Source organism: Mucilaginibacter sp. (assembly GCF_965200995.1).
Lineage (GTDB): Bacteria > Bacteroidota > Bacteroidia > Sphingobacteriales > Sphingobacteriaceae > Mucilaginibacter.
On sequence record NZ_OZ241743.1, the window covers coordinates 567,951 to 594,583 of the forward strand.

The window sequence follows — 26,633 nt, forward strand, 5'->3', positions numbered from 1 at the left end:
GAATTATAAATGTTTAATGCCGGATTCTGTGTAACGAAGGCTGAAAGTGGCTATTCCATTATCCGGCCTTTATCATTCCATGCCCGGCATTTTTTTTAAAAGTATATGCTATATGAAAAGTAAATTCATGTTCAGTACGGGTATAGAAAACAGCTACCCCACTATAATGGTAAACGGCCAGAAGCAGCGGGTAGATGAACTGGAAAAAACCGGCCATTACGAGCACTGGAAGAAAGACTTCGCTTTGGTTAAAGAGATGGGGATTGAGTTTTTGCGCTGGGGGCCGCCCTATTATAAGGTTCATACCGCCCGGGGCCAGTATGACTGGAGCACTGTAGATGAGCCTATGGCGGAGTTAAAACGGTTAGATATATGCCCGATTGTTGACCTTTGCCATTTTGGCGTACCCGACTGGATAGGCGATTTTCAAAACCCTGATTTTCCGCAATATTTGGCAGAATATGCCAAAGCCTTTGCTGCCCGTTACCCGCATGCTACCCTGTACACCCCCATTAACGAAATTTTTGTTACTGCTATGTTCTCGGGCCAGTACGGGTGGTGGAACGAGTGCCTGAGCAGCGATAAAGCCTTTGTAACCGCCCTTAAGCATTTGTGCAAGGCCAATGTAATGGCCATGCACGCCATACTGGAAGTGCAGCCCGATGCCACTTTTATTCAAAGTGAATCTTCGGAATATTTTCATCCCGAAAACCCCGCTTGCCGGCACCTGGCGCATTTTTTAAATGAAAAGCGTTTTCTGTCGCTCGATTTATCGTACGGGCATCCGGTGAGTGTAATGATGTATAAGTACCTGCTGGAAAACGGCATGACGGATGCAGAATACACCTGGTTTCATGACCATCAGGTAAAGGCCCGGTGCATTATGGGTACCGATTATTACATCACCAATGAGCACATGGTACATGCCGATGGCAGCACCTCCGCCTCGGGCGAGGTATTTGGTTACTATGTGATCACCCACCAGTATTACGACCGCTACCGCCTGCCCGTAATGCACACCGAAACCAACATTGCCGAACCTAATGCGGTACTGTGGCTGCAAAAGGAATGGGCCAACCTGTACCGCTTTAAGCAGGATGGTTTCCCGATTGTGGGGTTCACGTGGTTCAGCCTGCTGGACCAGGTAGACTGGGATTCGGCCCTGCGCGACCCGGCCGGCAATGTTAACCCGTTAGGCTTATATGACCTTAACCGCAAGATACGCCCGGTAGGCGAAGCCTACAAAAAACTAATTGAAGACTGGAAACCCGTGCTGGCGGAAGAGGCTTTCGGTATACAGACTTATTTGTAAATTATATAAGCCGGTTACCGGCGAAAGACGGGTAGAATAAGGACAGGAGATACCTGCCCTTTTTTTGCGTTAGGGATAGTAACGAAAATCCCGCAGCGACAGCGAGGACTTTCAGTGGATCAATGGCTTAACGTAAAGTAGTAAACTTGTCCCTCCCTCGGGAGGGACAATACCGGATATTGATTAATTCTGCCAATTCTTCCATTCTGTAAATTCTGATTCAGATATTTGCTTGTAAACAACAACGCTACATGGCCGACGAAAAAATAATATTCTCGATGGCGGGGGTAAACAAAATTTACCCGCCTCAAAAGCAAGTGCTCAAAAATATCTACCTGTCGTTCTTCTATGGCGCCAAAATCGGCGTTATTGGCTTGAACGGTTCGGGTAAATCATCGGTATTAAAAATTATTGCCGGGCTGGATAAGGCCTACCAGGGCGAGGTGGTATTTTCTCCGGGCTATACCGTAGGTTACCTGGCGCAGGAGCCGGAGCTGGATGCTGACAAAACCGTAAAGGAAGTGGTGGAAGAAGGCGTAGCCGAAATTACCGCTATCCTGAAAGAATACGAAGACATCAACGAAAAGTTCGGCCTGCCCGAATATTACGAGGATGCCGATGCGATAGACAAACTGCTGGCCCGCCAGGGCGAACTGCAGGACAAGATAGATGCCACCAACGCCTGGGAGCTGGACACCAAACTGGAACGCGCGATGGATGCCCTGCGCTGTCCCGACCCGGATGCGAAGATCGGCGTACTATCAGGCGGTGAGCGCCGCCGGGTGGCTTTATGCCGCCTGCTGCTGCAGGAGCCGGATGTATTGCTGTTAGACGAGCCGACCAACCACCTGGATGCGGAATCCATCGACTGGCTGGAGCAGCACCTGAAGCAATACAAGGGCACCGTTATCGCGGTAACCCACGACCGCTATTTCTTAGACAATGTAGCCGGGTGGATATTAGAGCTTGACCGTGGCGAAGGCATCCCGTGGAAGGGCAACTACTCGTCATGGCTCGACCAGAAAGCCAAGCGGTTAGCACAGGAAGAAAAAACAGAAAGCAAGCGCCAGAAAACGCTGGAGCGTGAACTGGAGTGGGTAAAAATGGCGCCCAAAGCCCGCCATGCCAAAGGCAAGGCCCGTTTGGCTAACTATGAAAAGCTGGCCTCCGAGGAAACCAAGGAGCGCGAAGATAAACTGGAGCTGTTCATTCCGCCCGGCCCACGTTTGGGTAACGTGGTAATTGAGGTAAATAATGTAACCAAAACCTATGGCGACAGGGTATTGTTCGAGAACCTGACCTTCTCCTTGCCGCCTGCCGGCATTGTGGGTATCATCGGCCCTAACGGTGCCGGTAAAACTACGCTGTTCCGGCTGATTACCGGGCAGGAACAGCCGGATGCCGGTACTTTCCGCGTAGGCGAAACGGTGGCATTGGGTTATGTAGACCAGTTGCATGATGACCTGGATGCCGGCAAATCGGTATGGGAAAATATTACCGACGGGCAGGAAACCATCCTGCTGGGCAACCGGCCGGTAAACTCCCGTGCCTATGTGTCCCGCTTCAACTTTAACGGCGGCGATCAGCAAAAAAAGGTGAACGTACTATCGGGCGGTGAGCGTAACCGGGTGCATTTAGCCATTACCCTTAAAAAAGGCAGCAATGTACTGTTGCTGGACGAGCCTACCAACGATATTGACGTAAACACCCTGCGTGCCCTGGAAGAAGCGCTGGAAAACTTTGGCGGCTGCGCCGTGGTCATCAGCCACGACCGCTGGTTCTTGGACCGCATCTGCACCCACATCCTCGCCTTTGAAGGCGACTCGCAGGTTTACTTCTTCGAGGGCAACTATTCCGAATACGAAGAAAATCGCAAAAAACGCTTAGGCGACCATACGCCACACCGCATTAAGTACAAGAAGCTGGTGGGTTGAGTATAGAAGCAAATATAAAAAATTCCACAACGCGTCATTGCGAGGTACGAAGCAATCCTCGACTATGCAATTTAATCTTGCAAGCCCGCCCTGTAAGCAGAGGATTGCTTCGTACCTCGCAATGACGCGTTTTTTATTAACACAAATACGTCAAAACGGCACCACCACCTTCACACACACATTTCGCCCCATACTATAAATACCGCTGCGGCCGTTGGGCGAGGCGGCGTAGTATTCAAAGTATTTCAGCCGGTTGAGGTGTGATTGATAAGCAACATCAAATACATTGTTGATTTGTAATTGCAACTGTAAAGTGCAGCGTTTGCTGTACTGTATTTCCGCTCCGGCACCTATATCCACCAGCGTATAACCGGGAGTAAAAGTTTCGGTATTATTGAGGGCCAGGTAGCGGTGCTGGGCAGCATTGATGTCGGCTTCAGCCTTCAGGTTGATGGCTTTTACGGTACGCCACTGTAACTGTATTTCCTGGCTAACACTGCTTAGCAGGTGCACGGGCGGTATCAGCGGCAGGTATTCGCCCTGTTGTTGGGTACCGCGAAAGGCGGCACTGCGGTTGTAACCGCAGGTTAGGGCCAGCGCATTGTTAAAGGTAAAACCTTTTAAGGCTGCGGGGTGCAGGCCGAAGGTAGCCTCCAGTCCATACAGTTGTGCTTTGGCCTGCTGGTACTGGTAGGTTTTGTTGCCCTGCGCATCGGTAATGGAACTACCATCGGCATCCAGTAACCGGCTCAAAAATATGTAATTGGAGATGTGATTATTGAATAAGCTCAGCGTGGCAGAAAAATTGGGATTGCTTACGTCTACGCCTAAATCTTCCTGTAAAGAGAACTCGGGTTTAAAACTACGGTTGCCTAAGTATACAATATGTGCGCCGGGATCAAGGCCGTTAGCCGCATATTCGGTAATGCTGGGCGCCCGGTAGCCGCGGGCGATGTTGGCTTTCAGGCTTATCTGCTCACTCAAGGCATAGGTACTGCCTGCACTCAGCGACAGGCCGCCGAAACGTTTGTCAAATGCCGGGAACTGCAGGTAGGCGCCGGTTACACCGGCTCCGCTAACGCGTGTATCGAAACCGGTAGCCGGGTTGGCAGCCGTATAAAAATCGCTGCCGCTTAAATAGCGCTTATCATACCGCAAACCGGCACTCAGGGTAAAACGTTCGTGCTTCCAGCGGGCAAAACCGAAGGCCCCGGCATCAAACAGGCGGTAATCGGGTACCGGAAAATCGGTGGCATCCTGGCTGGCATTGCTCTGGTACATGCCGTTTAAGCCAAAAGACAGCTCTATACCGGCTACAGCAGGTGCATTATAGTTGAGGCCATAGTTTAAGGTATTCAGGCGCAGATACATGCCTGCCTGGTCGGGCTGCGTGGGGTGGTTAAACTCGCGCCTGATGTTTTGCTGAAAGGCCAGTAAGGCATCCACATCCCCGCCGCCCAGCCGGTAGTGGTTTTTGGTGTACAGGCGGTAGTGCTGTATATGCTGTATCAGCGGGCTCAATCGGTAGCTGTTCAACATAGCATCGCTTACCAATGGCCGGTTTTGCACATCATCAGCCGCCCCTTCATTAGCCTGATAAGTAAAACGCCGGGTGAGCGAATCGCGGCTGCCATCGGGTATGCCCTGCAGGTTATCATATAAAGTAACATTAAGCGAACTGTAACCTTCGCTGCTTACATGCTTTACGGTGGCCGAGGCGTTGGTTTCCCTGAAACCGGTGTTGTACACCCGGCCATCTATAGTGTTTATGTAGTTTTTAGCGATGCGATAAGAGCCTCGCAGGATATATGACCAGTTGCCCCTGCCATAAGTGAGCCGCAATCCATTCCCAATCAGCCCGTTGTTGCTTTGGTACTCGGATAAGAATTTACCGTGCAGCGTGCTGTCCCGCTCCTGCGGCATAGCCGGGATAAGCCCCACCACACCGGCCACGGCATCAGAACCATAAATTAAACTTGAAGGGCCTTTTACTACTTCTGCCCTGCCGATGTTGTAGGCATCCACCTCGATGCCGTGCTCATCGCCCCACTGCTGCCCCTCCTGCCGTATACCATCATACAAGGTAAGCACCCGGTTATAACCTAATCCGCGTATAAAAGGCTTCGATATATTGGGCCCGGTTTTAACGGCGTTTAAGCCGGGCACATTCTTTACCAGTACGTCTATGATGTTACTTTCAGTGGTACGTTCAATGGCCTTAACAGAAACGCCGATAACAGGTATCGGGTTCTCGCGGGCCTGCGTAGCTTTAGAAACGCCGGTTATTACCACCTCGGTAAGTACACCAGGCACAGGTTTAAGCTTTATACCATACTCGTTTTTATAAGTAACCGCTAAACTGTCTGTTTGGTAGCCCACGCAGGAAACCACCATAACAGCACGAATTGCCGGCGAAGGAACTTTTAAGGTAAAACGGCCTTCGGTATTGGTAGTACTGCCCGTATGCGTACCGCGCAGATGCACTGCGGCATCGGGCACGGGCTTACGGGTGCCGGCATCCTGCACATAGCCGCTGAGTACGCGCTGTTGTGCCCGTAAGCCTGAACTGCCAAGGCAGATAAATAGGATAAGGTAACCACACTTCATAAATTCAACAAAGCAAACAAATAAAATTAGATAACCCTAATTTTTGCATAAAGGTTTGTTTTATTCATATTTGCTGTTAAAAACATTGATGCATACGCTTACCGAAGAAAATTACCTGAAAGCCATCTACCGGCTTGCACAACGGCCGGGTGAAAAAATTACACCTACGGCTATTGCTGATAAACTGGGCAATAATCCGGCTTCGGTAGTGGATATGATCAAGAAGCTGTGCGATAAGCAACTGATTACGTATGACAAGCGAAAGGGAGCGCTGTTAACCAACAATGGCCAGCGCGATGCTACGCTGATTGTACGCAAACACCGGCTATGGGAGGTTTTTTTGTTAGAAAAACTGGGGTACAGCTGGGAGGAAATCCACAATATAGCCGAAGAGTTAGAACACATCAGCGATGCTACATTAGCCGACCGGCTGGATAAGTTTTTGGGCTTTCCGGAATATGATCCGCACGGCGACCCTATCCCGAAGGCCAACGGTAAAATGCCGGCCATACCTTCGGTTACTTTGGCCGAGGCCGAACCGGGTACGCTGTGCCGTGTAGCTGCCGTAAAAGATACCAGTACAGATTTTTTGCAATACCTGAAAAAACTCAACATCCATATCGGCACTAAACTGCAGCTGCTGGAGAGGATTGCCTTTGACCAATCCTCCATTATCCGCATCAATAACGAAGCTGAGCTGACCGTTTCACAGAAATTTAGTGAAAGTATACTCATCAGTTAAGCAAAACGTAGTTTATAAACTGCCGCCGCAATCAATAAAACCCCTATAACTCGAACCGCTGCCTCAGTTTCTCTTCTTCCAGGTCCAGTTCCCACAACTGTTTCCTGATGATTTCTTCATCGTACTCTACCTTGTTATTTATTTTTTGCAGCAACTGGCGTTGCCGGTTTAACAGGTCGGCATTAATCTCCTTATACCGGCTGGTGGTGGCTTGCAAGGCTTCGTCCCCGTGCTCGTCCGGCGCATTGGCAGTAACAAAAAACTGGTAGTTCTTCACTATCATCTGCTCATAACCTGCCAGTAACGGGTTATTGCCGAGGTCTTGTGCGTAAGTTTCGTACAGGGTATTCAGCACCAGTTCTGCCCGTTTCCTGCGGATCAGAGCCTCCTGCTCCTCTGATGACAGCGGATAATCTTCATCCCTGAGGTTTAGCCACCGGGCCAGCCAGGGCAGCGTAAAGCCCTGCAGTACCAGCGTAATAATAATTACCGAAAACGTAATAAACAAAATCAGATCACGGTGAGGGAAAGGTTTGCCGTTGCCGGCAGTTAAGGGTATGGACAAGGCAGCGGCCAGCGAAACCACACCGCGCATACCCGCCCAGCCAAACAGCAAAGGCGCCCGCCAGCCGGGATTTGCCTTTGCCGTGCTGATAAATCTGCTTATAAATATAGTGAACGCCGAAGTGCCTAAGGCCAAGAGTATACGGCTCAAAATAAGGGCTGCACTAATAATTAAACTGTAAACAACAGCCTGTAAAAGTGCAGTACTGTGGAGCTGCTTAATTACCGCCGGAAACTCCAGCCCGATCAGCATAAAGGTAACCGCATTGAGCAGAAACACCAGCGCCTCCCAGGTATTGTTGGCCTGCAGGCGGCTGATATGGCTTAGCATCACCTGGCTTTTGCTGGACAGGAACAGTCCGCCGGCCACCACCGCCAGCACCCCGGAAAAGTGCATGGACTCGGCCACTACATACATGGTATAGGGCGCAATAAAGGTAAGCACCGTATCTATATTGGTAGTGGTAGGTAGCCAGCGGTGTATGGCATAGTACCCTAAGGCAATTACCATACCTGTGGCTATACCCATACTTACCACCAAAAAGAAACTGCCTACCGCCTGGTGCCACACAAAGGCGCCCGAAATAATAGCCGCTATGGCAAACCGGTAAATAATTAAACTGGTGGCATCGTTCAGTAAACTTTCTCCCTCTATAATAACGATGGTGCTTTTCGGCACTTTTACATCCTTTAATACGGTGGTTGCCGCAATGGCATCTGTAGGGGCGATAATACCGCCCAATAAAAAGCCGGCCGCCAGAGTAAAACCGGGAATGAGGGAATGCGACAGCCATGCAATGATACATGCCGTAAGCAGCACAATGCCGAAGGCAAAAGAATTAATTACCCTGCGCCATTTCCAGAATTCTTTCCAGTAGGTATTCCATGCTGCCGAGTAAAGCAGGGGCGGCAGGAAGATCAGCATAATAATTTCGGGGTTGATTTGTAAGGCAGGCACACCCGGAATAAAACTTATGCCCAGCCCACTGCAAACCAGCACCAACGGATATGATAGCTTTAGCCGCTGCGCCAGCATTACAATAAAGAAAATAACAACTAATAATATCAGGTAATAACTAAAGGCTGTATGCATACATAATAACGAATAGCAAATAATAGGCAGTATACAATAAAAACGCTGCTTTAGATTACAAAACAGACAATTTATGAAGTATGAAGAACCATATTAAATAAAAATGGCTCAAACTATACCTGTAAGCCGCTGATAAACAAATTGGACTTACCGGAGTGTAACCAACAACCGCTTGCACGTCATAATCACCAATCGACTTTATTATTCCACATCCTGAGCGGCTTATCAGCGATAAAGCCGATGATGCTGACAAACCGGGACAAAAGCCTTAAAGCGCAGGTTACCCTGCTTGATGCCTCCGCATCAGGCAGAACGTAAAAGCCGGAAACAAAGGATGGCGGAAAGCGCCGGCACTGCCCCAGGCGCCGGAAAGCAGAACGCTCTTTTACCTTGCTATTCAATGACAGCATAATTGCGCTACGGTACAGGTATCGCCGCGAAAGTTTTGAAAGTGTGTACTTTTAGCCTGCGCCATGATTCTTATAAAGTTATTCCTTTGTGGAGATAGCTTCTGCCGTACAGGGACTAATTGAGCTCCTGATACTCATCAGCGTTTTACATACCGGTTAAAATTGCCTAAATTTGCCAAATTTAAATTTTATATTTTTTAACATGCGCATCTCCTATCTGTTAGGATTATTAGTTATTGGCATTCTGGCTACATCATGCTCATCCATCAAAAACATCAAGTATTTTAAAGACATTTCAGATAGCGCCGAGGTTACGCACATAGCCGACCTGAGTTATACGCCACCCAAAATACAACCGGACGATATTCTTTCCGTTAATATTCAAACACCCGATCCTGTTGCAACACAAGCCTTAACCCAGGGCAGCATCCAGAGCTCGGCCGTTGGCAATACCTCAACCGGCAGTACCGGCGGGCAAACCATAACAGGTTACCTGGTAGACAGCAAGGGGAACATTGAATTACCTGTATTGGGCATAATTAACGTAGCAGGCATAACAACAGAACAGGCCAGAGAGGTAATTCGCACCAAAGCGGCTACCATTTACCAGAAACCATCTGTAAATTTAAGATTTGCCAACTTTAAGGTTACCGTTTTTGGCGAGGTGAATAAGCCTGGCACCTATGTGGTATCTAACGAAAAAGTAAATGTTTTAGATGCTTTGGGGCTGGCCGGCGATTTAACTATTTACGGCAAAAGGGACAATATTACGCTGATACGCCAGAGCAGCAATGGTGCAAGGGAAATGGTTAAACTGGATTTAACCAAAAGTAAAATCCTTACTTCGCCTTACTATTACCTGCGCCAGAATGATTATCTGTACATAGAAACCTCTAAAACTAAAGTAGCAGCCTCAGACGCTATACAAAGCAGAAACATCGCCATTATTACCACTGCTGTAACTGCACTGATCTCTGTAATTGCAATTTTAATTTCTGCGAACCGTTAATCTTCTCACATTCCGCCCATGCCATTGAATTCAAAAGATAAAAATTCTCCTGTTTCTGCTACTTTTAAAAATGAGCCGGTTACTACCATTGACTTTAAAAAAATCATACGGGAGATTATTAATGTCTGGTATCTTTTTTTAGGCGGCGTAGTGCTTTGCGTTGCCATGGCTGCGCTGTATACTTATTTAGTGTCGGCAGAATGGAAGGTGAACAGTAAAATACTGGTAGAAGATTCAAAAAACGCACCCTCAGGCTTAGGAAACGCCAGCGGCCTGGGTGCCGACTTTAGCTCCATATTCAACGCCAAAAGCAGTGCAGATAACGAAGTACAAATGCTGAAATCGAGGCAGTTGATGACCAACACCGTAAAGCAGCTTCAGCTTAATGTGCGCACGTATAGCGTAAATGGGTTAAAAAGCACTGAAATTTATCAGGAATCCCCCTTTAAGGCAGAGGTAAAGTACAAGGTAGATACAGTGCTTTTCCGCCGTTATACCATCAGCTTTATCAATAATAATAAATTCAGGCTCACTAACAGTAAAGATGACATAGACATTGTAGCAACTGTTGATCAGCCTGTAAAGCTGAAGCAGTATGATTTAACCGTTAGTCTTTTCCCCGGCCGCCAGGCCAGGGGTACCTACGCGGTGAACATAGAATCTACCGATGCTACCGTTACGGCACTTAATGAGAGCTTTACGGCTGCCTTATCAGACAAGCAGGCCTCAACCATTGATCTGCAGCTTACTTATCCCCACCCCAAAAAAGGCGAAGTAATCTTAGATCAGCTGATGAACCTGTACCTGCTCTCAAATCTCCAGAAAAAGGTAAAGATTGCAGACAAAACAATTGCCTTTATCGACAATCGTATTTCGTTGGTTGGCACCGAGCTTAACAATGTGGAGCGCGAGTTTGAGCGGTATAAAACCAGGGAGAGCATTGCCGATATCAGCACTCAATCCAAAGTACTGGTGAGCAGCGCCAGCGAGTACTACGATAAACTGAACCAGCAGGAAACACAGCTTAATGTATATAATGATTTAGTAAAGCTGCTTAACAATCCCAGTAATAAATCAGTTATCCCCAGTTCTATGATCGCCCCCGGCGATGTGGGGTTTGGCCAGACCATCAATGTGTATAATCAATTGCTGATTGACCGCGACAGAGCCACCTTAGGCTACAAACCCGGCAGCCCCATTATACAAAATTTCGATAAGCAGATAGAAACGGCGCGGCAATCCCTGCTGAAAAGCATTGAGGGATCTAAAAAGGCCCTGCAAGCTACATTAAAGACCTTAAAAGTACAAAACAACAGCTTTACCAATCAGCTGCAGCAGGTGCCTGCAAAAGAACGCGGCTACCTTGATTTCCAGCGTAAGCAAAGCCTGAAACAAGATCTGTATCTATACCTGCTGCAAAAGAGAGAAGAAACTGCAATTTCAAAAACTTCTACCATTTCCAGTTCCAGCATTGTGGATGATGCAAAGAGCGACTTCTTTCGTGCCTCGCCCAATAAGCGCATTGTTTATTCCTTAGGCTTTTTAATGGGCTTAATCTTACCTACGTTCTATTTATTTATTGCGCAGCTATTCAATACACGCATAAAATCAAGGGAGGATATTACCGCGGCTACCAACATTGCGGTAATTGGTAATATCAGCAACAACAGCACAGGGGAAAACCTGGTTACCATACGCAATTCCCGGTCTGTAATTTCTGAGCAGTTCAGGAGCATGCGAACCAAGATGAACTATCTGGTTGATCAGAACCAGCCCAATGTAATCCTGTTTACATCCAGCATGAGCGGCGAAGGGAAAACTTTTATCTCCTTAAATTTAGGCAGCTCATTGGCGCTTAATGACAAGAAGGTTATTTTTATTGAGTTAGACTTGCGTAAACCCAAGCTTTCTGAAGCCATTGGAGTAGACCATAATGCTTACGGGTTCAGCAACTTTGCAATTTCAGATACCTATGATCTGAAAAAATTAGTGCAGCCGGCGCCTTTCAGCAGCAACTGTTCGATCATTACAGCAGGGCCTATTCCGCCTAACCCTGCTGAACTGCTGTCGAGCCCGAAACTGGGTATGCTGATTCAGGATCTGAAGAAGACCTATGATTACATTATTATTGACTGTGCGCCTGTAGGCCTGGTAACTGATGCCCTTTTAATTGAGAAATATGCCGATCTGACCTTGTACATCGTTCGAGAAAGATACACTTACAAAGCCCAGATAGATATGATTAACGACCTGCAGGAAAGCGGAGAAATACGTAAGCTTTACCTGGTGGTAAATGATATTAAGGCGCAACAGGGCGGATACTCTGCCTACGGCTATGGCGGCTATGGTATTGAAGAAGACAGCAGCTGGTTTAAGAAGCTTTTTAAAAAGAATTAGTTTAAAGGACCCGTAAAAATTCAGGGCCCTTCAGGTTGATGAAGGATTTAACCTGCGGATTGATATATTACATCTGGTTACAATGAATTGGATTGATTTTACCCTGTTTTTAAGCGATCATATGCAGACTTACCTGTACTGCTTACTGATTGCTGTAGCGGTATACTTTTTCATCATCCGGGCGTTTTACATCTCTGTAATTGATCCGCTGGTACTGGTTACCCTGTTTTCAATGTTCGGCTTTTCGGTGGTATTGTTCTTATACGTTACGCACGCCATCCGCCCGTATTATTTTGAAAGCTATCTTGCCACACAGATAGCATTTTGGGCCGGGCTTTTTTTTTACCGGAGCCTGAAACCGCATACGGTTGTTGCCCCTGTTGCAGCAGTTGCCCCGGGTTTAAGGGAAACTACCTTAATAAAAGCGCTGTACATCACCTGCCCCATTCTGTACATTGCAGGGCAGATTGTTACCTACAAGGTAATAGGTATCCCTTTGTTTAAAGATTCGCACATCAACGTGTATAAGGATAGCGGCGGCTTCGGGCTGATAGGCCGGTTTATTACTGTATTAACACCAATTACAGCCTTTTTACTGGTTTACCATTTACTGAAGCCCTCCACAACATTTTTTTCACACTTTTATAAATACTTTTTTACCATTGTTACCCTCATTACCTTCCTGCTCTCAGGAAGTAAGGGCCAGTTCATGATTTTGCCCAATGTGCTGTTTTGTTATATCCTTCTTAACGCTTATCAATTCAAAAGCTATTTTAACAAATTAAACAAATTTGGCGCAGTACTTATAGGGGTAGGGCTTGCGTTTGTAGGTATCACCATAGCCGTTCAATCACAAGAGGGCAATAGCATGAGCTCTATTACCAACAGTTTTGCCTTCCGCATGGTTTCATCAGGCGATGCCTACTACTTCTCATACCCAAACGCCCAAATTGAAAAAATCCAGTACAGCAACGCCTCCCTTGCCCTGTTTGGCGATTTATTTGCCACCCTGCGGCTCATCCCGCGTGAGAGTTTGCCCGATCCCGTAGGCTATGCCCTTTTCAAGCAGTTTTATGTTGCCGACTTTATTGCCGGGCCCAATGCCAGGCATAATGTATTCGGGTACATTTACTTTGGCTTTATTGGCAGTATCATCTTCTCTTTCATTATCGGGTTTATACTCTCCTATGTAAGAAACAGGCTGTTCTTTTCTTTAAGGAGCGGCCTGTTATTTCAGTTGCTTTTTGTAATACTCTACCTGCAGCTCAGCGCAGTTGAAACAGACCCCAGCATGGCGATATCAAACCTCGAAAACTTCTTGTTCATTATTCCTTTTCTGCTGGTGGCCAGCATTCCGGCTTATGTACTGCTCAAGTTGGGCAGTGTTCGTGCCAGGCGCCTAAGCAATAGCTTTTAAATACATTTATACCATACCTGTTTAATTTTTATAAATGAAACCCGCAATATCTGCTCCGCTAATTGCCATAGCTATTGCTACCTATAACGCCGAAAAGGATTTGGAAGCTGCTATATTAAGCGTTATAAATCAAACCTATCAGCCTATTGAGCTGATTATAATTGATGGCGGTTCAACCGATGGCACTGTTGAAATTATAAAAAAGTACAGCAGCAAAATAAGCAGGTGGATAAGCGAACCCGACGAAGGTGTATATGATGCGATGAATAAAGCCCTTCATATAGCTACCGCAGACTGGCTGTACTTTTTGGGCGCAGACGATTTACTGGCAGACAATAATGCAGTTGCGGCAATGGCTTCGCACTTTGCCGATGCAAATACTGCTTATTATGGTGACGTGCATTTTAAGAATCAAAATACTATTTACCGGTTTAAGCTCAGCAAATGGAAGTTATGCCTGCGCAACCTGTGCCACCAATCTTTATTTTATCCCCGAAGCTATTATAAAACCCATAGCTATAACCTGAAATATAAGATATATGCTGACCATGTGTACAACATACTCATGTATGCGTATATGCCCTCAAAAATAAAGCGCATCAATCAGTTGGTAGCCGTGTATAACGATGGTGCCGGCATCAGCGCCCATGTGTTCGATCAGCCTTATTTTAATGACCTGCCTTCGATTGTAAAGCAGCACCTCGGCGTTCCCTATGCCCTGTATGTTAAATTACGGGTTGAGTTTTTTCAGTTTAAGCGGCGTTTACAGGTAAAATAGCTTAAAGGCAGAACAGAGCGTTATATATAGTTTGCCGCCGTTCCCGTATTAAGTTTCAGCACTAATCTTTTTGAATTACAGTACCTTTACACCCCGCCTTACATTTAACCATTAGGAATTGGCCAGTATAAAACGCAATCTTGTATTCAACATCCTGTTAACCACAAGCCAGGTAGCCTTCGCATTAATAAGCCTGCCATACGTGAGCCGGGTTTTGGGGCCGTTTCAATTAGGCCGGGTATCTTTTGCCGATAGTGCAACCCAATATTTTATTATTTGTGCAGCATTAGGCATACCCATTTATGGCATACGTGAAATTGCCAAAGTAAAAAATGATAAGCAGCAGCTTTCAACTACGTTTTCAGAACTTCTGCTTATTCAGGTTATTACTACCGTTATCCTGTTCGTACTGTATTTTGTGCTGATTACGTTTACATCGCGCTTTCATGCCGAAAATACATTGTTTCACCTGGGCTTGCTGCAGCTTACACTCAGCGCATTCGTAACCGACTGGTTTTTTCAGGGTATGGAGAACTACGTTTTTGTATCCATCCGCGCATTCATCATACGGTTCATCAGTATACTGCTCATTCTGCTGCTGGTAAAGCAAAACTCCGATGTTTACTTATACTACGCTATCTGGACGGGCTCCATTGTTGTAAATGCGTTAATGAGCGCGCCACTCTATTTTAAGTACATCTCTTTAAAACACCTTAACCTGAAGCGGCATTTTAAACCTGTATTTACCTTCTTTTCTACCCGGGTGGTTACCAGTGTTTACGTAATACTGCTGTCGTTCTTTGTGGGGTATCTCGAAAATAAATCCTATGTAGCTTATTATACTTCGGCTTACAAGATATGTACGGTTAGCCTGTCCTTCATACTGGCTTTCAGCACAGTGCTTATCCCTAAGCTGTCCGAATATTATCATAACAATAAGCTGGATGAAATTACAAAGCTGCTGTCTAAAAGTTTTAATGTGATGATTAATTACAGCCTGCCGCTGGTGTTTGTGCTGATGTTCTTTTCAAGTGCGCTGGTAAGAATACTGCTGGGTAAACAATTTGCCCCGTCTTCTCCGGATCTAATTCTGTTATCCCCCTTAATTTTAGTTATCAGCATCAGCAATATCTTTTCCATGAATGTACTAACCCCTACAGGCAAGGAGAACCAGTATTTAAAAGCAACCTTTGTGGGGATGATGGTAAGCCTGCTGCTGGTTTTTATATTGATTCCTGCACTTAAGGATGTTGGAGCTGCGATAGCCCTGCTGATTACAGAATGTGTTGTCTGCATAGTTGCAGGCTATTACTCCCGCCATGATATCAGGGGCGTAAATATCAATTACCGGGTAGCTGTACTTAATGTGGCAAATTGTATAATCAGTTTTGGCGCAGGTAAATATATACTGGGCTTAATTATTAATTTTTCATCCATGTATATTCAATTTATCGTTCAAATTGCGGTCTGTGGTATATTGTACCTGTTAATTGAACTTTTTCTACTGAAGAATCCATTCCTGCTGGAGTCCTACTATATGATAAAGAACAAAATGCCGGGCACCAAAGAAAAGCCGGTTTTATCAGAAAGATAAACATAAGCGGTTTGGGTATAACAGGTACATGTGAAGTAATGAATAATTTTAAGTTGATTTAAGTCAGTTACAATGGCTAACGCTGCTACGATAACAATATTAATGGCCACTTATAATGGTGCAAGGCATCTGCGGGATCAATTAAACAGTATTATTGAGCAAAGCTATACGGATTGGCAACTGATCATTCGTGATGATGGCTCTGCAGACCATACCTTACAAGTGCTGAATGAATATAAGCACGATGAGCGAATTAAGATAATCAATACGGCAAGCAGCCGGAAAGGTGCATGTGCAAACTTTTCGGCCTTGTATGCCTATGCCAGGCAGCATCTGGATATAACCTACCTTATGTTTGCTGATCAGGATGACATCTGGCATCCGCAAAAGATCGAAAAAACGTTTAACGCTATAAAAACGGCTGAACTGAGTTACCCAAACGAGCCGGTAATGGTATACACCCACCTGTACATGATTACTGAAGATGGAAAACCCATAGATGATGATTTTACACTGTTGCCGCACTTAACCTTTAACATTACCCTGGCCCAGAACTATGCTTTGGGCTGCACCACAATGCTTAACAAAGCGTTAACGGATATTATGCCTGAGATACCTGTGTGGGCCGAAAATCATGATTACTGGGTAACGCTGGTGGCCAGCAGCCTGGGCCGGTGCGTGTTTGTTAATGAAAAAATGATTCAGTATCGCCAGCATGGCGCTAATGTAACCACGCAGGGTTCATCCCTGAACAAGCGGCTTAAGCGATTTACCACCGGCTTAAACAAGCAAATGGTATCACTGCAGAAAAGAATTATAATGCTGAAAGGTTTCTTAAACATTTATCAGAGCCAGCTTAGCAACGAGGATAAAGTTATGCTGCAAGCCTACCTTAGCAGCTTTAAAAGTACCTGGTTTAACATCATCCAAACCATCAGAAAGTATAATATCCGAAAACTGAACTTAGTGCAGGACATTGGTTTTTTGCTGGTTACCGCCACATATTACCGGCAGTTGAAAAAGGTGGCCCAAGAGTAACCGAAATAAGCATATATAAAGAACCGTTTCATCAGCCTTTTTTAGTATTCAATCTACTACGCCACACATGAGCAAAGTTATATGTAATACAAGGGTAATGAATGCCAGGCTAACCGGCGTTCAGCGCTATACCCAAAGTATTCTTCATTATTTCCCTAAAGATAGATACGCTGCAGTAAGTCCGCCATTGCAAAGCTCCAGGGGTTTTAAGGGGCACCTGTGGGATCAGTTCATCCTGCCCGGTCAGGTAAAGAATAACCTGTTATGGTCGCCCAATAACACCGGCCCCATCTACTTTAAAAGGCAGGTGGTAACGGTACATGATATTGTGGCTATTGATCATCCTGAATGGTTAAATAAGGCCTTTGCCAAATGGTACCAGTTTCTTACTCCCATACTTTGTAAAAATGCAGCACACATCATTACCATTTCAGAGTTCAGCCGCCAGCGTATCCTGGACAGGTTCAGGATACCAGAATCTAAAATAACTGTAATTCACAATGGGGTAGACATTCCGGTAGTTGGCCCCGAAACCAGTTCAAGGTACCCTGTGCCTTTTAAGAGATACATCCTCTCCCTGGGCTCCATTGAACCCCGCAAAAACATCCCTATGCTGCTTAATGCCTGGAAAAATGTTCAGAACAGGGTACCGGAGGATGTTGGGCTTGTAATTGTTGGCGCCAAGGGCAGCAATAACGTTTTTAAAGATACCCGGCTTCAGGAGATGCCCGAACGGGTATTTTTTACCGGTCATATCAGTGATACGCATATTAAGCAACTGTATGCAGAGGCCTTATTCTTTGTATACCTTTCTGTTTACGAAGGCTTTGGCCTGCCTCCGCTGGAAGCCATGGGGTATGGCACCGCAGTGTTAACCGGCAATAAAACCTCACTGCCCGAAGTTGTAGGTGATGCAGGCTTAATGGTTGACCCATTGTCATTATCAGAATGCGAAAAAGGCCTGGAATATCTGACCAACAATGAAGAAGCCAGAAACGCATTTGCGGAGAAAGGACGAATAAGGGCCCGGATGTTTACCTGGAAAGCAGCAGCAGCAAAAACCTGGACTATTCTTGAACAGTTTTAATTTGCGTTACTGTTTAAAGCCTGCAGTGAGCAGTTAACAAGCAATGCGGTAAAAGCGTATGTAATGGGCAGGTAAAATGCAGATGATATTTTTGTAACTACTTTATATAACAATTCTTAAATTTGACCATTAAAATAGCCCGGTAATAAACCCTGCCATCCTCTCAATTAACCGAAGAAAAATTAACCAGGTTTACCGGAAAGCTACTTAAATATACATGAGTTGTAAAATAGCAGTATTGATTCCCACTTATAATGCCGGCAAAAGATGGGAGCAGGTACTTGAACAAATTGCGGCGCAAACGCAGCCAATAGATAAGGTAGTTATCATTGATTCTGAATCTACTGATGATACTGTTGGTAAAGCTAAACAATACGGCGCCGAGGTAATATCGATTCATAAAGAAGATTTTACGCACGGCTATGCCAGGCATAAAATGGTGCTGCAATTTCCTGATTTTGATTTTTACGTTTTTTTAACGCAAGATGCCGAGCTGGCTTCAAAAAGCAGTGTGGAAAACCTGCTTCAATCTTTTAATAATCCTTTGGTAGGTGCAGCCTTTGGCCGGCAGATACCTTTTCCTGACGCAAGCGTAATTGAATCTCACAACCGGACCTTTAACTATCCTGATCAATCCTATATCCGGTCCAGGCAGCATATTCCTACACACGGTTTTAAAACTATATTTTGCTCCAACTCATTTGCCGCTTACCGCAAGGTGGCTTATGACCAGGCAGGCGGGTTTCCGGTAGAAACTAATTTTGGCGAGGATACTTTACTATGTGCAAAAATGATTTTAAATGACTGGCAGATAGCTTACCAGGCCGATGCTACCGTTAATCACTCGCACAACAATACGTTACTGCAGGATTCGCAACGATTTTATGAAATAGGAAAGTTTCATAAGCAAAACCTGTGGCTGTACCAAGCGTTCGGCAAACCCGGAGGGGAAGGGTTTAAGTATATCAATTCCCAGCTTAAATATGTACTCCGCAAAAACCCGCTGTTAATATTTGCTGTAATTATAGGTGCCATTAATAAATTCGCAGCCTATAAAGCCGGACTTAAGGTTACACCAGCACCTCATAAACCAGGTATTAACGCCACCCCCATTGAGATTTCGTATAACCAGCATTAATAAAGAATAAAGAGAGGTTGTATCTGTGGATTCAATGCATCCTTCAGCTTCTTTGCATTCTGTAACCAGGCTTCAAATACCTCCGGGAACTTCACATTGACAGCCATTTGTTATGTTCAGAACGATTGCTGATGCCGTCACAACGCTTAATTGTTACTGCAGCTGTAAGATATATGGCAGTACACAAACTTGCACGCAACGTATACTTCAAAGCCATTATTGCTAAACTAAAAAAGCTCATATCGCTGGTATAAACCTTCAATATGAGCTTTAAATGTATTTAATGTGGAGAATATCGGAGTCGAACCGATGACCTCTTGCATGCCATGCTTTTAAGTCGCCTACTTTTTCCATTTTGCACTCTCCTAAATTATAGTTAAATTGCTGACAAACAAGTCGTTGATTATTTTCATTAATATTGCTTAATTAAAATTAGACATCATTTGTTGTACCTATGTTGTACCCAAGGTGACCCCTTGCACTAACCATTGCACTATGTCAGTTTCTAATAAAATTGTATTAAGAACGGCCAAACTATTAAACAACGGTGAATATCCGATAATGCTTCGGATAACGATCAACCGTCAAAGCCAGTTCGTCAGCATCAAAAAATCATCTACAGTTAATAACTGGGATGAAAAAGGGCAGTGTGTCCTTAAATCCCATTCGGATTACAAAACGCTTAATCCTTTGTTAAAAAATATCATGACAAAGATAGACCTTTATCTTTTAAATGCGGCTGACAGTGAATCAGTCGTCAGTTTTAATGATATAAAAGCAATCGTGCTGAGGGTCACCAATTCGAATCCGGAAATTAAGGCGGAGACACTTTTCAAATTCTTTGAATCGGAGATCAGGCGTTTAACGGACGAGGAACGGCTGGGATATGCAGCGACATATAAATCCACACTCAATTGCCTTAAAAATTTTACCGGCAATAAAGACGTGCCATTTGTTAATATCACCTTGGATTTCCTTAAAAAATACGAAGTCTACCTGGTTAAAAAAGGGAATGCGACCACGACCAGGAGTGTTTATTTCAGGACATTCCGCACGGTATTCAAAACGGCGATCACTGATAAGATTTGCCCAGAAATTCACTATCCCTTTAAAGGGTTCGCCTTTGGAAAATATAATAATCCCCGCACTAAGAAAAGGGCGATCTCCAAAACGCAGATCGACCTGATCGCCGGAAAAGAAATCGATGTAAAAGATGATGCTATGATCAATTCTCGCAACTATTTTATGTTTAGCTTTTACTGCAGGGGTTTAAATTTTATTGATCTGGCCAGCCTTAAATGGGAAAATATTAAGGATGGGGAGATCCAGTACACACGCGCGAAAACCAAAGAGGACTTTCAATTCAAGTTACACCCGGAAGCCGTCAAGATACTGGAATATTATCGGGAAATGGACGGGAATAGTGATGCTGGGTATATTTTCCCGATTCTTTATAAAAGACATAATACACCCAAGTCTGTCAAGTATCGCAAGCTAAAGGTGCTTAAAATGGTAAACACCCATATTAAAGAAATTGCGGAATCTGTCGGCATCGAAAAGACGGTTACCACCTATGTAGCGCGACACTCCTATGCCACTGCTTTAAGGAGAAACGGAATTTCAAAAGAAATGATAGGGCAGTCTTTAGGCCATAATGACCTAAAGACGACGAATATTTATCTTGATGACATCGGCGATCCGGTAATGGACGAAATGATAAATAGTGCGATTTAAAATAGCGCTATATTTGTCATAAAGGAAACGAACGATGGAGACGCTAAAAAAATCATCAAACGCTACGAGGAAAGCTTCGCGGAAACGAACTACCGGGAGCTTTGCAGTGGCACGTGCAGCAAATGGCCGTTTTGTGGCCGTTTCCTACACGTCTGAAGTTAAAGGGAGCAGTTTGGGCAGGTTTAATAGCATGTTCGAAAACATAGAGAAATTTGAACCCGTCATTATACCGGGTTATAAGGTACGCGGTTGACATTACCGATAATAATGTAGATGCCCTGGTTTTTTGACCCGGGGCATTTTCATGTTAGTATATGCCAAAGAGCTAACGTAAACAAAACTGTATTAAATTATTCTCTGTCTGCAAAGCCATTCCCAAAGACAAACTTGCGTAGCAAACTCAACCAAATTTTTTTGTAATCTTGTATAAGGAGGACAGGCCATGGAAAACAAAGGCATTCAATCGAGGGGAGAAATTCAACACTCCTTTTTCAAAGTAAAAACACATTCCATTGCCGATATATTAGCTGCCGGTGGCGCAACTTTTTTCGCCGTTAAAATGGGCAAAGATTGGGAAAATCTCGCTGCGCGTCTTAAAGATTTCCAACAAGAAGCTTTCCTGACAGATGAGGATGCCAAATCTGCATTGGAATCACTAAAAAACAATGCTTAACGGATTAAACCTGCGATATAGCTAGCTTTATAGTTTCGAATATTCTACACAGCATGTAGAATATTAACGGTAAGCTTCATGCTGCCTACTTTGAGGGACTAACGCTGTAATCAATGGCGAACCGGCTTTCGCTTAGTGATGATAATTTTACACCTATGGCTATAGATAAAGACACGCGTTTGATTGACTTGACAGTTGCGGATCTAATAATGATTGTAAAAGAATGCATGACCGAGTTCATGCCGGTTAATCAAACTTTTAGTGAAGAAGAAGAAATCGGTGGATACGAGATAGCGGAAACCATAACCGGATATTCCCGTCAAACGCTTTACCAGTTAAAATCTGCCGGAGAATTGCCTTATATAGGTTTACCTGGTGGTGGTATACGGTTTTCAAAAAGGATGTTAACAAACTGGTTGCTATCCCATCAGAAGCTTACAAATCAGGAAGTGCAGGAAAAAGCGGAAACTATAAGACTTAAGCGAAAGCTGCGAAGAACAAACAGTCTTTCATAAAGCTTATTCAGATAGTATCCTGTATAATTCCAGGTTTAAGTAATAGTTGCCTTTACCAATTACTCTCTTTTCCAAAACACCCATGTCGGTTAATTGGTCAAGATACTTTCTAGCTGTGTTTTCCGCATAAATATTACCGCCAACAAGGTGCTTTACACGTGTATATGGTTGGGTGAATATGGCATTGACCAGCGATTCTGGGCGTGCTATTTCAGTATCGTCTATAACAGCTTTTAAAATAGCATCTTTTGCACTAACAATGTCGTTGATCTTGTCATAGGTGATGTTCGAAGTCGCCTCGACGGCTTTCAGCATATATAACAACCAGTTCTTCCAACTTCCTCTTTGAGTTACCCCGGCAAGTCCTGCGTAGTAATCTTCTTTATGATCCATGATATAGCGACTTAAAAATAGAATCGGATAATCGAGTAAGCCTTTTTTTGTGAGATAATGAATGTTGAATATCCTGCCAGTGCGCCCATTGCCGTCGCGGAAAGGGTGTATCGCCTCAAATTGCAAATGACCAATAGCCATCTTTAGTAGTGGATCTATCGGGTAAGTTTTATCATCATTCAAAAACTCAATTAAGTTATGAAGCTTGGCTTCGACTACACCTTTACCTCTTGGGGGCGTATAAGATACTTTCCCGGCGTTAGGCCCAGTACCGCCCTCTTTGATGACGATCTGGGCAATTGGTGTTCTTATGCCGTCATTGAACTGGCTGACTATACGGTACATTTTCACGAAGTAATTTTCGTCAAAAACTTGATCTTCATTCAAATAGGCGTAACCTTCCCATAAGGCTTCACGATAATATAGCACTTCTTTAGATGGACCTGTCAGTTGCTGAATTTGTTCTTCACTGTAAGCTTGGTACAGCTCATCATCAGTTGTAAAGATATTTTCTATTGCGCTGGATGCTTTGGCTTCCTGTAAGCTAATAGAGTTAATCAGCAACCCTTGGTTAGGTATCACGATGCTTCTTCCCTGTAAGCGACCAAGCGCGGCTTTAGCATTGCCCAATTGACTATAAATTTCTACATCTTCATAAAGGTGTTTGTCAATCGGCAGATCGGGCAATGTATTCCATGGAACGGTTCGGTCAGGGTTTACTCTGTAGGGCATTGTCAAATTTACACCTTTGACATTAAAAATCCAATATTTTAAGGTCAATTGGCTTTTTGACATTAAAGTTTATTATAGAATTCTTTATGACCTTAAAATTTATCTATTTTAAGGCGCAACTCTAATATTGGCATCAAACACATTAGAACAAATTAATGTCAAGAAGGTCAATTGACCACTTACCTGGCACCCAGAATCCTTATAAGGAGTAAATTGAATAAGAGGTGAGAAATCCAATAATGCTACAAAAAACTTAATGAAACTATTTTCAAAGTTTCGCCGTTCATGAATTTAAACTGCCTATGTATTTCTTTAACATCAAAGCATTCCATCCAGTTGCAGGTAGCTACGATATCAAGAACTAATGGCATATCCAAAGAGGTCATTAGCCAATCCTTAGGTCATGATAGTTTGAAAACAACGGGCATCTATCTAGATGATATCGGAGATCCGGTAATGGATGACCTGTTCAATTCCGCATTATAACCGGCACGGTGTTACTTAATTTAATCTTTGTATTCCTTCAACCATTGCTTTTATATTTGCATCCCATAAGATAATCAAATGACTTACGATCTGTTTCTGGACGAAAGCTGCCATTTAGAACATGATACCGCATCGGTAATGACCGTTGGATATGTCATGGTTCCTCATTTAGCTGCGCAGGAGTTAAGAATATCTATACGAAATATCAAAGAGAAGCACGGGATGAGCAAGGAGCTTAAATGGAGCAAATTTTCCGTTGCGAAACTCGCCCTTTACAAAGAGATTGTGGACTATTTTTTTGCCACTCCCATAGATTTTAGCTGCGTATTAGTTAAGTATAAGGAACGCCTTGACCATAGCGATTTCAAAATGGGCAGACATGATAACTATTATTACCGGCTTATTTTCCATCTTTTACATCCCATGCCTGAAAGCGGTCAATACCGAATTTTTATCGATCTGAAAGATACAAGGGGTAAGGAAAAGTTAAAAAAAATCAATGAGTACCTGAATGAAAAATGTAATGGTGAACCGCCATTTAAACATTTTCAACATTTACGTTCGAATGAAAATGAGTTTTTCCAACTTGCCGACTTTTTTATCGGAGCGGTTGCCTATAAATCGCGGCTGAAAAGTAGTGAGCAATTACCGCATAACACAGCAAAAATGGATTTCATAGCCTATCTTGAATTAAAATCGGGCTTTTCTCTGGATGAGAGTACTCCGCCATGGGAAACGAAATTTAAAATTTCTGATCATCAGCCTAAAATCCGTCAGTAATGGAATTATTTGGCTTGGATGATCTGATTTATGGATTAGGTATTGACCCAACTAATGATCAGCTTGATACACTCTTTTTCGAGTTTGAACGGGATTTTATCGTTTCGCCATTCACTTTTAAAGGCTACCAGGTGAAGATCGCACTCGATTTTTCAACGGTCGATGGATTTGAAGATTACCCGGAAACTTTTGTTCACTTAATCACCAGAAAGGGAAAAAGAAACGTTAGAGTGTTTGACCGTCACCGGGCCAATAAAATACACTGGATACGTTGCATTTTAGAGCATCATGACGATGAAGAAATAACATATTTTGAGTACCCTGAAGAGGACGAAACGATTCGCGAATATTATTGGTATAAGGATGCCGATTTCCTGGTGATTATGGAACGTATTACACCAGACTATATTATAGTGACCAGCTTTCACGTGGATGATGCCAGGAACAGGCGGTATTTTGAACAAAAAGAGGCGTGGTACAGAAATCAGATATAAAAAAAATGCCGCAATTACGGTAATGCGGCCAACCAGGTCCTTTTCCCTAGGGAAATGACAGTACAAATATAGAATAACTATTTAATTAATTTATACAATTTTAAATTAATTATTAGACAGCTATTAATAAACTGTGCCAGTTAAGCTATAGGCAATAAAAAACTATTTAGTGCAATCCAACGTTTCAGGAGTTAAAGTTGCAATGTATTTCTTAAACCTCGAAGCATTCCACCCTACCACTGGTATCATTACCGGTAACCACAGCAAATACCCTTTTCTGGAATCAACAGATGGTTTATTCGAGCCTGATGAGTATGAATTTAATTTCAGCCGCAATTTCCCATTTGAACGAATTGAATTGAATGAGGGCCAGCTATTTTACGTGAGTGAGCCTAATCTGCTTAAAGTTTTTAAGAATACAACAACAGGAGATAACAAAATCCTGATCAACAATATCAAGCCGATTGAAGAAAGCTACACCAAAGAACTGGCAAGGCTGTTTTATAATGGGTATTCCGCCGGCTCTGCAAAGTTTTACGAAGAGATCGGCCAGACATTTTTATCTCTGGCGCTGGAGCAGAAAAAGCAGGCTCTTCGCGATTTTATTGCTTATTGTCACACTCACCTGTATTTCGAGGGCTTTGCTATTCCTGAAGTGATATATGCCTTGGGCTACATTCAGGCAGCACTGGTGAAAGGATTCCAGGAATACAGTAATCTAAAAGGATTGAAGGAAACGGAACAGGTGCCAGCGGTGGTTAAAGTTTATCCTGTGGTCAAAATGCCTGAGCCGGAAGTAAAACCGGAACCGGTAGCTGAAGCACCGATAGAACCGGCGCCGCCCCAGGCTACCGAAAATGATTCTAATAATCATATTTCTTTACGATACCCTGCAACCGAGATATTGGATCTTTGGTGCGCCCTACTGGATGTGCAGCTTTGCCAAATGATGCAGGTGCCCCAAGCCTTTAGTAGCGAGGACGAGATCAAGGCTCTGTTAGACAGACTTTTTAAACTGGAAGGCCAGGAACAAATATGGCCGGTAAGCAAAACCTTGGATTACTACCGAATGGCACCAGGCTATCAAAATCTCTTATGCCTGTTAATGCATGCTACCTATAAGCTAAATACAACTTATTTGAAAGTTCCCCAGCTTAAATACTGCGAATTGCTTAAAAACAACTTCTCTCCCTTTGACACCTACGAATCTGTTAATGACATTCAACGGAATATGACCAAGAAGAAAGATTCCGCCATAGACTTTGTGCATAAAAGCAGCGGAACTTATGCTAAAAAAGCCTATCAGGTCTTAAAGAAAGTACCTACCTATATACTCAGATCCTAACGACGTTCAACTTCGTTCACTAACGTTGGGTTATTTTCATACTCTTTTGTGTTCATCAAATTTTTTAATTTATGAACGCAACATTCGTTACTACTCTATCGACACAAGAGCTCCAGGAGCTCATTGAGTCATCTGTCAGAAATGCGGTACACTTACAGCCGCCCCGCCCGGATAACGAGGACGACACCTTGCTGGATACCAAAGAAGCCGCCGTACTGATCAAGTATGAGGTCACTTCACTTTACGGGCTGGTGAAAAGAAAAAAAATCCCTTTTTGCAAAGTGGAGGGCAAGCTGCTTTTCTCCCGTAAGAAACTGTTGGCATGGATCAGCAGCGGCCAGCAGGCCGTTGCACAATAACT

Annotated in this window: 22 protein-coding genes; 19 read left to right on the forward strand and 3 right to left on the reverse strand. The window is 44.1% G+C overall.

Annotation, left to right across the window (positions count from 1 at the left end):
• Nucleotides 1–112 precede the first annotated feature (112 nt).
• Both ACY652_RS02825 and ettA read left to right on the forward strand, forming a co-directional pair.
• The gene (locus ACY652_RS02825) at nt 113–1,312 is read left to right on the forward strand and encodes a family 1 glycosylhydrolase (RefSeq protein WP_462266426.1); all 1,200 of its coding nucleotides are present in this window, start codon (nt 113–115) and stop codon (nt 1,310–1,312) included.
• Between the two features lie 251 nt (nt 1,313–1,563).
• Nucleotides 1,564–3,246, forward strand: a complete 1,683-nt coding sequence (gene ettA / locus ACY652_RS02830; RefSeq protein ID WP_462266428.1) for an energy-dependent translational throttle protein EttA — start codon at nt 1,564–1,566, stop codon at nt 3,244–3,246.
• A 150-nt stretch (nt 3,247–3,396) separates the two neighbouring features.
• Here ettA and ACY652_RS02835 read toward each other — a convergent pair whose 3' ends face one another.
• Complete coding sequence (locus ACY652_RS02835) at nt 3,397–5,853, reverse strand: TonB-dependent receptor (RefSeq protein ID WP_462266429.1); 2,457 nt, start codon at nt 5,851–5,853, stop codon at nt 3,397–3,399.
• An 88-nt stretch (nt 5,854–5,941) separates the two neighbouring features.
• On the opposite strand from ACY652_RS02835, the gene ACY652_RS02840 reads away from it, so the two are divergent.
• On the forward strand, nt 5,942–6,595 hold the full coding sequence (locus ACY652_RS02840; protein ID WP_462266431.1) for a metal-dependent transcriptional regulator: 654 nt from the start codon (nt 5,942–5,944) through the stop codon (nt 6,593–6,595).
• Nucleotides 6,596–6,638: 43 nt separating this feature from the next.
• On the opposite strand, the gene ACY652_RS02845 is transcribed toward ACY652_RS02840, so the two are convergent.
• Nucleotides 6,639–8,252, reverse strand: a complete 1,614-nt coding sequence (locus ACY652_RS02845; protein ID WP_462266432.1) for a Na+/H+ antiporter — start codon at nt 8,250–8,252, stop codon at nt 6,639–6,641.
• 612 nt (nt 8,253–8,864) lie between these two features.
• Between ACY652_RS02845 and ACY652_RS02850 the strand changes: the two genes are divergently transcribed.
• The 12 genes from ACY652_RS02850 to ACY652_RS02905 all read left to right on the forward strand — a co-directional run bounded on the left by ACY652_RS02850 (nt 8,865) and on the right by ACY652_RS02905 (nt 22,042).
• Complete coding sequence (locus tag ACY652_RS02850; protein ID WP_462266433.1) at nt 8,865–9,671, forward strand: polysaccharide biosynthesis/export family protein; 807 nt, start codon at nt 8,865–8,867, stop codon at nt 9,669–9,671.
• 18 nt (nt 9,672–9,689) lie between these two features.
• On the forward strand, nt 9,690–12,068 hold the full coding sequence (locus ACY652_RS02855; RefSeq protein ID WP_462266434.1) for a GumC family protein: 2,379 nt from the start codon (nt 9,690–9,692) through the stop codon (nt 12,066–12,068).
• Between the two features lie 82 nt (nt 12,069–12,150).
• Nucleotides 12,151–13,485 carry a hypothetical protein gene (locus ACY652_RS02860; protein WP_462266435.1) on the forward strand — a complete coding sequence of 445 codons (1,335 nt, stop codon included), beginning with the start codon at nt 12,151–12,153 and terminating at the stop codon, nt 13,483–13,485.
• Nucleotides 13,486–13,519: 34 nt separating this feature from the next.
• On the forward strand, nt 13,520–14,263 hold the full coding sequence (locus tag ACY652_RS02865) for a glycosyltransferase family 2 protein (protein WP_462266436.1): 744 nt from the start codon (nt 13,520–13,522) through the stop codon (nt 14,261–14,263).
• Between the two features lie 118 nt (nt 14,264–14,381).
• Complete coding sequence (locus tag ACY652_RS02870; protein WP_462266438.1) at nt 14,382–15,857, forward strand: flippase; 1,476 nt, start codon at nt 14,382–14,384, stop codon at nt 15,855–15,857.
• A 72-nt stretch (nt 15,858–15,929) separates the two neighbouring features.
• Nucleotides 15,930–16,895 carry a glycosyltransferase family 2 protein gene (locus tag ACY652_RS02875; protein ID WP_462266440.1) on the forward strand — a complete coding sequence of 322 codons (966 nt, stop codon included), beginning with the start codon at nt 15,930–15,932 and terminating at the stop codon, nt 16,893–16,895.
• Between the two features lie 67 nt (nt 16,896–16,962).
• Nucleotides 16,963–17,982 (forward strand): glycosyltransferase family 4 protein, encoded by a 1,020-nt coding sequence (locus ACY652_RS02880; RefSeq protein WP_462266442.1) that lies wholly within the window; start codon nt 16,963–16,965, stop codon nt 17,980–17,982.
• Between the two features lie 217 nt (nt 17,983–18,199).
• Nucleotides 18,200–19,120 carry a glycosyltransferase family 2 protein gene (locus ACY652_RS02885; protein WP_462266443.1) on the forward strand — a complete coding sequence of 307 codons (921 nt, stop codon included), beginning with the start codon at nt 18,200–18,202 and terminating at the stop codon, nt 19,118–19,120.
• A gap of 495 nt (nt 19,121–19,615) precedes the next feature.
• Nucleotides 19,616–20,854 (forward strand): phage integrase SAM-like domain-containing protein, encoded by a 1,239-nt coding sequence (locus ACY652_RS02890; protein WP_462266445.1) that lies wholly within the window; start codon nt 19,616–19,618, stop codon nt 20,852–20,854.
• A 34-nt stretch (nt 20,855–20,888) separates the two neighbouring features.
• Entirely contained in the window at nt 20,889–21,107 is a 219-nt protein-coding gene (locus tag ACY652_RS02895; RefSeq protein ID WP_462266447.1) for a hypothetical protein, read from the forward strand.
• Between the two features lie 189 nt (nt 21,108–21,296).
• The gene (locus ACY652_RS02900) at nt 21,297–21,527 is read left to right on the forward strand and encodes a hypothetical protein (protein WP_462266449.1); all 231 of its coding nucleotides are present in this window, start codon (nt 21,297–21,299) and stop codon (nt 21,525–21,527) included.
• Nucleotides 21,528–21,682: 155 nt separating this feature from the next.
• A complete protein-coding gene (locus ACY652_RS02905; RefSeq protein WP_462266451.1) occupies nt 21,683–22,042 on the forward strand; it encodes a hypothetical protein in 360 nt (119 codons plus the stop codon).
• 3 nt (nt 22,043–22,045) lie between these two features.
• Here the strand turns inward: ACY652_RS02905 and ACY652_RS02910 are convergent, their stop codons facing one another.
• Nucleotides 22,046–23,230, reverse strand: coding sequence for a Fic family protein (locus ACY652_RS02910; RefSeq protein ID WP_462266453.1), 1,185 nt, complete (start codon nt 23,228–23,230; stop codon nt 22,046–22,048).
• A 501-nt stretch (nt 23,231–23,731) separates the two neighbouring features.
• On the opposite strand from ACY652_RS02910, the gene ACY652_RS02915 reads away from it, so the two are divergent.
• The 4 genes from ACY652_RS02915 to ACY652_RS02930 all read left to right on the forward strand — a co-directional run bounded on the left by ACY652_RS02915 (nt 23,732) and on the right by ACY652_RS02930 (nt 26,631).
• A complete protein-coding gene (locus tag ACY652_RS02915) occupies nt 23,732–24,433 on the forward strand; it encodes a DUF3800 domain-containing protein (protein ID WP_462266455.1) in 702 nt (233 codons plus the stop codon).
• A complete protein-coding gene (locus tag ACY652_RS02920) occupies nt 24,433–24,927 on the forward strand; it encodes a hypothetical protein (RefSeq protein WP_462266457.1) in 495 nt (164 codons plus the stop codon). Before ACY652_RS02915 ends, ACY652_RS02920 begins: the two co-directional genes overlap by 1 nt.
• 169 nt (nt 24,928–25,096) lie before the next feature.
• Nucleotides 25,097–26,272 carry a hypothetical protein gene (locus tag ACY652_RS02925; protein WP_462266458.1) on the forward strand — a complete coding sequence of 392 codons (1,176 nt, stop codon included), beginning with the start codon at nt 25,097–25,099 and terminating at the stop codon, nt 26,270–26,272.
• Nucleotides 26,273–26,343: 71 nt separating this feature from the next.
• Complete coding sequence (locus ACY652_RS02930; protein WP_462266460.1) at nt 26,344–26,631, forward strand: helix-turn-helix domain-containing protein; 288 nt, start codon at nt 26,344–26,346, stop codon at nt 26,629–26,631.
• Nucleotides 26,632–26,633 lie beyond the last annotated feature (2 nt).